The sequence below is a fragment of the Actinomadura chibensis NBRC 106107 genome, from assembly GCF_001552135.1.
Classification (GTDB): domain Bacteria; phylum Actinomycetota; class Actinomycetes; order Streptosporangiales; family Streptosporangiaceae; genus Spirillospora; species Spirillospora chibensis.
This window is the reverse complement of the sequence record NZ_BCQP01000109.1, coordinates 1-9,093: the sequence shown is the minus strand read 5'-3', so window position 1 is coordinate 9,093 and position 9,093 is coordinate 1. Positions and strand designations below refer to the sequence as shown.

Annotated in this window: 11 protein-coding genes and 1 tRNA gene; 7 read left to right on the top strand and 5 right to left on the bottom strand. The window is 75.3% G+C overall.

From position 1 onward, the window contains the following. Positions 1-62: 62 nt before the first annotated feature. The 3 genes from ACH01S_RS41420 to purU all read right to left on the bottom strand — a co-directional run bounded on the left by ACH01S_RS41420 (position 63) and on the right by purU (position 2,259). Complete coding sequence (locus ACH01S_RS41420; RefSeq protein WP_067905769.1) at positions 63-629, bottom strand: hypothetical protein; 567 nt, start codon at positions 627-629, stop codon at positions 63-65. Between the two features lies 1 nt (position 630). Beyond that, positions 631-1,281 carry a DUF6286 domain-containing protein gene (locus ACH01S_RS41415; protein ID WP_083981739.1) on the bottom strand — a complete coding sequence of 217 codons (651 nt, stop codon included), beginning with the start codon at positions 1,279-1,281 and terminating at the stop codon, positions 631-633. Positions 1,282-1,398: 117 nt separating this feature from the next. After that, on the bottom strand, positions 1,399-2,259 hold the full coding sequence (gene purU, locus ACH01S_RS41410) for a formyltetrahydrofolate deformylase (protein ID WP_083981738.1): 861 nt from the start codon (positions 2,257-2,259) through the stop codon (positions 1,399-1,401). Positions 2,260-2,390: 131 nt separating this feature from the next. Between purU and ACH01S_RS41405 the strand changes: the two genes are divergently transcribed. The 4 genes from ACH01S_RS41405 (at position 2,391) to ACH01S_RS41390 (ending at position 5,766) form a co-directional block, all read left to right on the top strand. Continuing rightward, complete coding sequence (locus tag ACH01S_RS41405; RefSeq protein WP_067905765.1) at positions 2,391-3,308, top strand: CE1 family esterase; 918 nt, start codon at positions 2,391-2,393, stop codon at positions 3,306-3,308. 63 nt (positions 3,309-3,371) lie between these two features. Beyond that, on the top strand, positions 3,372-4,556 hold the full coding sequence (locus ACH01S_RS41400; protein ID WP_067905763.1) for an amino acid deaminase/aldolase: 1,185 nt from the start codon (positions 3,372-3,374) through the stop codon (positions 4,554-4,556). Positions 4,557-4,737: 181 nt separating this feature from the next. Continuing rightward, positions 4,738-5,412, top strand: a complete 675-nt coding sequence (locus ACH01S_RS41395; RefSeq protein ID WP_067905761.1) for an SIMPL domain-containing protein — start codon at positions 4,738-4,740, stop codon at positions 5,410-5,412. 36 nt (positions 5,413-5,448) lie between these two features. Beyond that, a complete protein-coding gene (locus ACH01S_RS41390) occupies positions 5,449-5,766 on the top strand; it encodes a zf-HC2 domain-containing protein (RefSeq protein WP_067905759.1) in 318 nt (105 codons plus the stop codon). On the opposite strand, the gene ACH01S_RS41385 is transcribed toward ACH01S_RS41390, so the two are convergent. Next, on the bottom strand, positions 5,717-6,037 hold the full coding sequence (locus tag ACH01S_RS41385; RefSeq protein WP_067905758.1) for a DUF3618 domain-containing protein: 321 nt from the start codon (positions 6,035-6,037) through the stop codon (positions 5,717-5,719). The genes ACH01S_RS41390 and ACH01S_RS41385 overlap by 50 nt on opposite strands. 153 nt (positions 6,038-6,190) lie before the next feature. Between ACH01S_RS41385 and bcp the strand changes: the two genes are divergently transcribed. Next, a complete protein-coding gene (gene bcp / locus ACH01S_RS41380; RefSeq protein WP_067905756.1) occupies positions 6,191-6,658 on the top strand; it encodes a thioredoxin-dependent thiol peroxidase in 468 nt (155 codons plus the stop codon). Between the two features lie 115 nt (positions 6,659-6,773). On the opposite strand, the gene ACH01S_RS41375 is transcribed toward bcp, so the two are convergent. Continuing rightward, positions 6,774-6,858: transfer RNA gene (locus ACH01S_RS41375), tRNA-Leu, on the bottom strand. A gap of 248 nt (positions 6,859-7,106) precedes the next feature. Between ACH01S_RS41375 and ACH01S_RS41370 the strand changes: the two genes are divergently transcribed. Together ACH01S_RS41370 and ACH01S_RS41365 are read left to right on the top strand one after the other, a co-directional pair. Next, on the top strand, positions 7,107-8,102 hold the full coding sequence (locus ACH01S_RS41370) for an anti-sigma factor RsbA family regulatory protein (RefSeq protein ID WP_067905754.1): 996 nt from the start codon (positions 7,107-7,109) through the stop codon (positions 8,100-8,102). Positions 8,103-8,190: 88 nt separating this feature from the next. After that, positions 8,191-9,093 (top strand): MEDS and STAS domain-containing protein (locus ACH01S_RS41365; protein ID WP_067905753.1); only part of this gene is annotated, 903 nt, incomplete at its 3' end.

Here is a 9,093-nt window from a genome sequence, read left to right as displayed (position 1 = left end):
GGGCGCCGCCGCCCCGGGACCCCGGCCCGGACGCGGGCGAGCGCCGAGCGCGCCCCGCGCGGTCAGGCGGGCCCGGGCCGCGGGCGGCGGCGCCTCCCGCGCCGCGCGGCCGCCGTCCGGAACCTGATCACCACCGGCAGCTCGGGCATCCCGACCGCGCGCCGGTACCGCTCGACCGGGCCCGCGCCGAGCTCCCCGTAGACCTCGCCGACCAGGGCGTCGCGGGCGCAGTCGACCCGCATTCTGAGGCGCGGGCGGTGCGCCGAGCCGGTCAGCCTGACCCGGGCGTCCTGGACGCCCGGCATCCCCCGCGCCGCCACGGCCAGCTCGCCGGACGCGGCGAGGGCGAGGGCGCGGGTGCGCGGATCGACGTCCGGCCAGCGGCGCTGGACGAGCGCCCGGCCCTGCAGCACCAGCCACAGCTGCCCGGCGAGCGCGGCGACCTCGGCCGTCCCGGCGGCGACGGGCAGGAACCAGCCCTCGTCCCGCGCGTACCGGACGAGCGACGGGTCGAGCGGCGGCCTGCCCGACAGGGCGCCGAGCGCGTCGAACGCGCCGAGCCCGGCGGCGAGCGCCGCGCTTCCGCAGAGGAGCAGGACGGCTCCGGTCACCGCGAGCGGGATCCTCATGTCAGTCCTTCCGCCAGCCGAGCCGGACGTCGACCCGCGGCCGGTGCATGGGCTCGACGCGGTCCAGCCGCTCGTCGACCGCGCGGCGGACGAGGTCGTCCAGGTTCGCCGGGTTGCGGTAGTACGTGGTCGCCCGGACGACGAGGCCTCGGCGGAACGTCCCGCGCCCCCACCGGCGGGCGCGGACCCGGACGCGCTCGATGCCGGGGACGGCGAGCGCCGCGTCGGCGAGCGTCCGGCGCAGGTCGGCGCGGCCGAGCACGCCCGCGAGGCGCGGGTCGGCGCCGTCCAGCGGGACGCCGCGGGGCCGCCCCGGCAGCGCGGCCAGCAGGAACGCGAGGCCGAGCGCCGTGGCGGCGCCCGCCACGGCGAGGACGGCCGGATCGTTCCAAGAACGTTGGCGCAGCGCGTCCGCCAGCGCCGCCGCGCCGGGCAGCGGATGGACGCCGGACCCGAGCGCCGCCGCGAGCAGCTCCACCGCCGCCGCCCCGCCGCCCGCGGTCACCAGCAGCGCCGCCGCGAGCCCGGCGAGCGGGCGCGGCGGCCGGAACTCCCGGACGGCGAGCCGCCGCGCGCCGCGCGCGGCCAGCTCCGCCTCGATCGCGTCCCGCTCGGTCGCGTCCCGCGCGTCCGCTACGACTGTCTCGGCCACAGCCACCCCCGTGAGCCATCGGCACGTCCGACGTCACTCATCGTGCGCCATGGTCACCCGGAGCGAAACCCGCCATGCCGATCTCGCCCGTGTTCGCCGGAAAGAGGAAAGCGCAGGTCAGCGGAAGACGACCGTGCGGTCGCCGTTGAGCAGGACGCGGTGCTCGCAGTGCCAGCGGACGGCCCGGGCCAGCGCGAGGCACTCGACGTCGCGGCCGACCGCGACCAGCTCCTCCGGGCTGTGCGTGTGGTCGACGCGGGCGACCTCCTGCTCGATGATCGGGCCCTCGTCGAGGTCGGCGGTGACGTAGTGGGCGGTCGCGCCGATCAGCTTGACGCCGCGCGCGTGCGCCTGGTGGTAGGGGCGGGCGCCCTTGAAGCTCGGCAGGAACGAGTGGTGGATGTTGATGATCGCGCCGGGCAGCTTGGCGCAGAAGTCGTCCGAGAGGATCTGCATGTACCGGGCGAGGACGACGAGGTCGGCGCCGTAGTGCTCGACCAGCGTCAGGATCTCGGCCTCCTGCGCGGCCTTGCCGCCCGGCCCGACCGGGAGGTGGTGGTAGTCGATCCCGTAGGACTGGGTGAGCGGCCTGAGGTCGGGGTGGTTGGACGCGACCGCGACGATGTCGATGTCGAGCAGCCCGGACCGCGTCCGGTAGAGCAGGTCGTTGAGGCAGTGCCCGCCCTTCGACACCATGATCAGCACGCGCGGGCGCTCGGCCAGCGTGTGCAGCCGCCAGTCCAGGCCGAGGTCCGGGGCGAGCGAGGCGAACGCGCCGCGCAGCTCGTCGGCGTCGGCGGCGGCGTCGGCGCCTTCAGGGGCGCCGAACTGCACCCGCATGAAGAACGTGCCGGACCCGCCGTCGCCGAACTGCTGGCTTTCCACGATGTTGCAGCCGCGCTCGGCGAGCAGGCCGGAGACGGCGGCGACGATGCCGGGCCGGTCCGGGCAGGACAGGGTCAGCACATACTCGTTCACGATCTCAACTCTCGGCGGGAGCGGCGGAAACGGCGGATCGCCGCCGAGCTTACGCGGCGTCCGGCCGTCCTCGCCGCGTTCCCCGTCCCATGGTCCGTGTCGCGTCGGATGTCGGGACTACCTTTGCCTTCATGCGGCGAATCCTGCTGGTCCCGGCGGTGATCGCGCTCGCCGTCGCGGGATGCGCGGACGCGCCCCGGCACGCGGGCGGCGGGCGGCCCGCGACGGTCGGCGGCGTCCCCACGGCCGCGGGCACGCACAAGCGGAAGCTGGACGTCGGGACGTTCGGCCACCGCGAGTTCCTGCTGCACGTCCCGGCCAAGGTGTCCGGCGGACGCTGGAAGGACGGCAGGCCCGCCGACCCGCCCGCGCTGGTCGTCGCCCTGCACGGCGGACTGGCCACGATGGGCCGGATGGAGGGGCTGACCGGGTTCGACCGGCTGTCGGACGAGCGGGGCTTCCTCGTCGCCTACCCGGACGGGTTCATGACCACGTGGAACGCGGGCGACTGCTGCGGCCCCGCGAAGGTCGGAAACATCGACGACGTCGGGTTCCTGTCCAAGCTGATCGACCGGCTCACCGGCGCCGGGCTCGCCGATCCCCGCCGCGTCTACGTCGCGGGCTTCTCCAACGGCGCGGGGATGGCGTACCGGATGGCGTGCGAGCGTCCCGGCAAGATCGCGGCGATCGGGGTGGTGGAGGGCGCGCTCGTGACGAGGTGCGATCCGGGCCGCCCGGTCTCGGCGATGATCTTCCACGGGACGGCGGACCGGAGCGTCCCCTACCACGGCGGCGGGCGGCGCGACTTCGACGACGGCCGCCCGTTCCCGCCCGCGTCCCGGGCCGTCGCCTTCTGGCGCGGGGTCGCCGGGCTGCCCGCGCGGGGTGAGAGGATCAAGGCGAGCGTCTCCGGCGCCCGATGCGAGAGCAGCGGGAGGGGCGGCGTCGCGGTCGCCTTCTGCACGGTCGACGGCGGTACGCACCGGTGGCCCCCGGGCGCGAGCGCCATGCTCTCGGACTTCTTCGCCGCGCATCCGCGTGCCCGCTGACCAGCCCTGACGGTGGATGTGAGAGGGTTTCATATTTGCCGCTAGGCTGGCGGCGTGACGAGCATGAACCTCCGGGACCGCTACGACGCCGCGACGGCCGGGATCGAGGCCCCGTTCGCCGTCGTCGACCTCGCGGCCTTCCGCGCCAACGCCGCCGGCCTCGTGCGCCGCGCGGCCGGGAAGCCGATCCGGGTCGCGAGCAAGTCGGTCCGCTGCCGCGCCCTCCTCGCGGACGTCCTCGCCATGGACGGCTTCGCCGGGATCATGGCCTTCACCCTCCCGGAGGCGCTCTGGCTCGCCGGGGAGGGCGTCAGCGACGACATCCTCGTCGCCTACCCCACCACCGACCGGACGGCGCTCGCCGCGCTCGCCGCCGACCCGGCCGCCGCCCGCGCCGTCACGCTCATGGTCGACTGCCGCGAGCACCTCGACCTGATCGAGGCCGCGGCGGGCGACCGGCCCGTCCGGGTCTGCGTCGACGTCGACGCCTCCTACCGCCCCCTCGGCGGACGGGTCCGGATCGGCGCGCTGCGCTCCCCGCTGCGCACCCCCGCCGACGTCGCGGCGTTCGCCGAGGACGTCCTCAAGCGGCCGTCGCTGCGGCTCGTCGGGCTGATGGCCTACGAGGCGCAGATCGCCGGGGTCGGGGACGTCCCGCCGGGCCGTCCCGCCAGGGGCCGGATGATCCGCGCCATGCAGCAGCGGTCGCGGACCGAGCTGGCGCGGCGGCGGGCGGCGATCGTCCGGGCCGTGCGGGGGCTCACCGACCTGGAGTTCGTCAACGGCGGCGGCACCGGCAGCGTCGAGACGACCGCCGCCGAGCGCGCCGTCACCGAGGTCGCGGCCGGGTCCGGGCTCTACCAGCCGCACCTGTTCGACCAGTACTCCAACTTCGCCGGACGGCCCGCCGCGCTGTTCGCGCTGCCGGTCGCGCGCCGTCCCGCGCCCGGCGTCGCGACCTGCCTCGGCGGCGGGTACCTCGCGTCCGGCCCGGCCGACGCCGTCCGGCTCCCGCAGCCGTACCTGCCGACCGGCCTGTCCTACGACCCGAACGAGGGCGCGGGCGAGGTGCAGACGCCGCTGCTCGGCCGCTCCGCCGACCTGCTGTCGGTCGGCGACCGCGTCTGGTTCCGGCACACCAAGGCGGGCGAGCTCTGCGAGCGCTTCGCCGCCCTCCACCTGATCGACGGCGACGAGGTCGTGCGGACCGTCCCCACCTATAGGGGCGAAGGGAAGACGTTTCTATGAAGGGGGCGACCCCCTTCGACCCCCGGGCGAGCCGGTCGATCCTCACGCCACTCTTGCGGTTGATGTGACCGTGTGGGTCTGTGTTTGGCGCTCCGGTCGACCGGCTCGGCGGGTCGTGCGGCCTCCGGGCGTGGCCGCCCTCCGGCCGCACGACCCGTGAGCCTGGGCTTAGGTTGGGGGTATGAGCGACGCGCCCCTGATCAGTGTTCGCGGCGAGGCGGTGCTGGAGGCCGAGCCGGAGATCGCGCGGCTGTCGGTGCACGTCCAGTCGCAGGAGCCCGACCGGCGGACGGCCCTCGACCGGCTCACCGAGCGCAACCAGCGGTGCCTCGACCTGGTGAAGTCCTACGGCGAGGCCGTGGAGCGGCTGGAGACGGGCGGGCTGTCGATCACGCCGGTGCTGAAGTACCGGCGGCGCGAGGGGGACGTCCGCGCCTACCGCGGCACCGTCTGGCTCAAGATCACGGTCAGCGACTTCGGCGTCCTCGGCGAGCTGGTCGCCCGGCTCGGCGACCTGGAGCGCACGTTCGTCGACGGCCCGCAGTGGGACCTGCGCCGCGAGAGCGAGATCTACCGGGAGGCCGCCCGGCAGGCCGCGCACGAGGCGGTCGAGCGGGCCCGCCGCTACGCCGACGCGCTCGGCTGCGAGCTCGTCGGCCTGGTCGAGCTGTCGGACGAGGGCCTCGGCCGCGACCAGGTCGGCGGCCCCGTCACGCTGGCCGCCGCGTACGGCGGCGCGCCCGCCGGGGCCGCCGCCGAGCCGGAGCCGATCGACCTGGAGCCCGCGACGCAGGTCGTCCGCGCGGCCGTCGAGGCCCGCTTCACCGTGAGCCCGCCCGACCTCGGCTCCCGCTGACTGAACGCGGCCCGCCCGGCGGCCGTATTCCAGGATGTGGGACGACCGGACTGCGGGGAGTACCGCCTCGGCCTCGGCGGCTACGCGCTCGGCCGGCTGCCGGGAGCGGAGGCGGCCGAGCTGGCGGCGCACCTGCGCGGCTGCCCGCCGTGCCGGGCCGAGCTCGCCGAGCTGCGGACGGTCGCCGAGCTCCTGCGCCGCACCCTCCCCCCGCACTCCGCCCCGCATTCCGGCCCGGGCCGTCCGGGCCGGGGACGGCGAAGCGCCGGCCGCGGACCGCGGACCGGCGCCTTCGGGGCGGGCGTCAGCGCCGTCTGCGCCTACGGCCCCAGAGGACCAGGGCGGTCACGGTGACGGCGGCCCCGACGCCCACCAGCAGCAGCCGCTTGTCGATCCCGCCGGCCGCGCCGTCGTCGTCGTCCGCCGCGTCCTCGGCCGGCCGGACCAGCGCGCGGGCGGCCTTCGCGACCTGCCCGGCCTCCTCCTTCAGCCGCTCGGCGCCCCGCTGCGCCACGTTCTTCGGGTTGACCCGGTCGGCGAGCTCGTCGATCGTGCGTGCGAGCTCCCGGCGGGTGCGCTCGATCTCCCGCTCCAGCTCCTCCGGGTCGCGGGCCCTGTCAGCCATGCCGTGTCCTTATCGTGTCGGGCGGTCGTGCGGGCGGAACCATGAGCTGCGAAGCATGGTCCGACCAGTGTGGCAGGTCCCGGCCCCGGACGTCCGCCGCACCCCGGCCGCGGGTACCGTTGGACCCACCATCCGAGCGAAAGGCGGGTCAGGGTGTCCGAGCGGCTGCAGCCGGGCGACGTCGCCCCCGATTTCGAGCTTCCCGACGCCGACGCGTCCCCCGTGTCGCTGGCGTCGCTGCGCGGGAAGCGCGTGATCCTCTACTTCTACCCGGCGGCCCTGACGCCCGGCTGCACCAAGGAGGCCGTCGACTTCCAGGGCAGCCTCGGCGACCTGGAGGCCGCCGGGGTGGCCGTCGTCGGCATCTCCCCGGACAAGCCCGCGAAGCTCGCCAAGTTCCGCGAGAAGGAGGGCCTCACGTTCCCGCTGCTCTCCGACCCGGACGCCGAGGTCCTGCGCGCCTACGGCGCCTACGGCGAGAAGAAGCTCTACGGCCGGACGGTCGTCGGCGTGATCCGCTCGACGTTCCTGGTGGACGCCGAGGGCAGGATCGAGAAGCCGTACTACAACGTGAAGGCCACCGGGCACGTCGAGCGCCTCCGCCGCGACCTCGGCCTCTGACCGGCCCCGCGGCCGGGATTCGGGCGCGCCGCGGGTTTGCGGGCACACGGATTTGAGCGTGCACATAAAGGCGGCCCGCGCGTGACGCGCGGGCCGTTTCCGGTGTCGCGGCCGGTGCGGGCGGGGGGATTCGAACCCCCACGGTGTCGCCACCAACAGGACCTAAACCTGCCGCGTATACCTGATTTCGCCACGCCCGCCCTACTCCCGCGTGGGAGCGCGTTCAGCTTATCGCCATGATCCGCTGGCGTGGTGCCGTTATCCGGCCCGGACGGCCGCCTCCGGCCGTCCGGCGCGGAGGCCCGTCCCGGTATGGGACGACCCTCCGCGCAATTGCGGACACGACCTCCGGGAATCTTGCCACTGCATTTGCAGAACGGCCTCGGCAGGCCCCCGCCCGGCGGCCTAGGCTTGACGGGTCCGTCCGCCAGCCCAGTCGGTGACTCCCATGACCACAAGCACGGCGGGGACCGCCGCGAGCGACTCCTTCACGCACCGCGTGCTGCCCTACGACGGCCCCGGCCAGCTCCTCGCGGGCGCCGTCCCGTTCCTCCTCGACGGCGTCGACGCGGGCGACCGCGTCGTCGCCGTGTGCCGGCCCGACCGCGAGTCCCTGCTGCGGGACGCGCTCGGCCCCGCCGCCGCGGGCATCGAGTTCGCCGACGCCGCGACCTGGTACGGCCACCCGTCCCGGACGCTCGCCGACTGCCTCAGCGACGCCGACGACACCGCCTGGCGGGGGCGCCGCCTGCGCGTCCTCGGCGATCCGGTGTGGGCGCGGCGGTCGCGGCTCGAAGTCGTCGAATGGCAGCGGGTGGAGGCCGTGCTCAACGTCGCGTTCCGCGGCACCGGCGCCGCGCTGCTCTGCCCGTACGAGGCGTCGCTGCCCGCGGGCGTCGTCGCGGCCGCCCGCCGGACGCACCCCGAGACGGTGCGCGGCGCGCGGGCCGTCCCGAACCCCGGCTACGTCGACCCGTGGGCGTACTCGGCGCAGTGCGACGCCGAGCCGCTGCCCGCCCCGCCCGCCGGCGCCGACACGTTGAAGATCGACCGTCCCGACCTGTTCTGGCTGCGCGCCTACGTCACCGAGTACGCGCGGTCGACGCCGCTGCCCGAGGACGACCTGCAGCGCCTGCTCGTCGCCGTCACCGAGGTCGTCACCAACGCGTGGCGGCACGGCGAGCCCCCGATCCTCCTGCGGATGTGGACCGAGGCCCCGGACGGCGTCCCCGCCCTGGTCTGCGAGGTCGGCGACGGCGGGCGGTGGGCGTCCGGGACCGGGTACGGGCTGATCCCGCCGCGTCCTGGCGGGCCCGCGTCCGGCGGGCGGTTCGGGCTGTGGGCCGTCCGGCTGCTGTGCTCGATCGTCCAGATCCGGACGGGCGACGGCGGCAGCGTCGTCCGCCTGCGGCTCGCCCTGCCCGGACCAGGCGCGCAGGGGTGAGCGGAGCGTGAGGAACTCCGTGCGTTGGGCTTCCAAAACCCGGGCGGCGGCGTACGCTGAACAAATCACCGACCTCGATGGACAGGCCATGGAGACACCCTGGTTCGCCAAGCGTCCCGTCAGCCAAGTGCGTCCGGGCGACCACGCCTGGCTGGCCTACAGCGGCGCGGAAGAGCGTGACAGCGTCATCGGGCCCTTCGTCCGGGAGGGGCTGGAGACCAACGAGAAGGTCGTGTACGTCACCGACGCCCCCGCCGACCGCCTCCCCGGCCTCGGCCCGCGGCACCTCGCCGACGTCCACGCGCACGGGCGGTCGGGCCAGCTGCGGGTCATCTCGCGGCGGGACGCCTGCCTCGACCGGCACGGCTCCTTCGAGCCCGCGATGATGCTCGACACGCTCGGCCGGGAGGTCGACGCGGCGTTCGGGCAGGGCTTCCGGGCCGTGCGCATCACCACCGACTACAGCTGGCTGGTGAACGAGCCAGGGCGCTCCGACCTCGGCCAGATGCTGGGCTGTGAGCACCGGGTCGGCGACGCCGTGTCGCCGAGCACCATGGCGATGGCGATCTGCCAGATCGACCGCCGCGCGTGCCAGAGCGACGAGCTCACCGCCCTCCGCGACGCACACGAGGTCCTCGTGGAAGTGAACCCCGAATTCGACGACGGGATCCTGAAGATAGTGCGCACGTTCCAACCCGACGGCCTGCGGGTCGAGGGCGAGTTGGACGCCGCGCGGCACACCGTGTTCGCCGAGCAGCTCGTCCAGGTGAGCACCCGCCGCTCCGGCGGCCCGCGCGGCGGCCTCCACCTCGACCTGTCCCGGCTCGGCTTCATCGACCTCGGCGGCCTCAACCTGCTGGCGCAGCACGCCGTCGCGCTGCCCGCGGGCGAGCCGCTGGTGCTCGACCACCTGACGCCGAACGTGGAGCACGTCATCGAGATGGTCGGCTGGCACCGCCTCCCCGGCCTCACCCGCGGCGCCGAACGGACC

Bases quoted from the DNA above. Each gene is read 5' to 3' on its own strand.
- ACH01S_RS41420 (WP_067905769.1), bottom strand. From the start codon at position 629: ATGAGGATCCCGCTCGCGGTGACCGGAGCCGTCCTGCTCCTCTGCGGA.
- ACH01S_RS41405 (WP_067905765.1), top strand. From the start codon at position 2,391: ATGCGGCGAATCCTGCTGGTCCCGGCGGTGATCGCGCTCGCCGTCGCG.
- ACH01S_RS41400 (WP_067905763.1), top strand. From the start codon at position 3,372: ATGAACCTCCGGGACCGCTACGACGCCGCGACGGCCGGGATCGAGGCC.
- ACH01S_RS41395 (WP_067905761.1), top strand. From the start codon at position 4,738: ATGAGCGACGCGCCCCTGATCAGTGTTCGCGGCGAGGCGGTGCTGGAG.
- ACH01S_RS41385 (WP_067905758.1), bottom strand. From the start codon at position 6,037: ATGGCTGACAGGGCCCGCGACCCGGAGGAGCTGGAGCGGGAGATCGAG.
- ACH01S_RS41370 (WP_067905754.1), top strand. From the start codon at position 7,107: ATGACCACAAGCACGGCGGGGACCGCCGCGAGCGACTCCTTCACGCAC.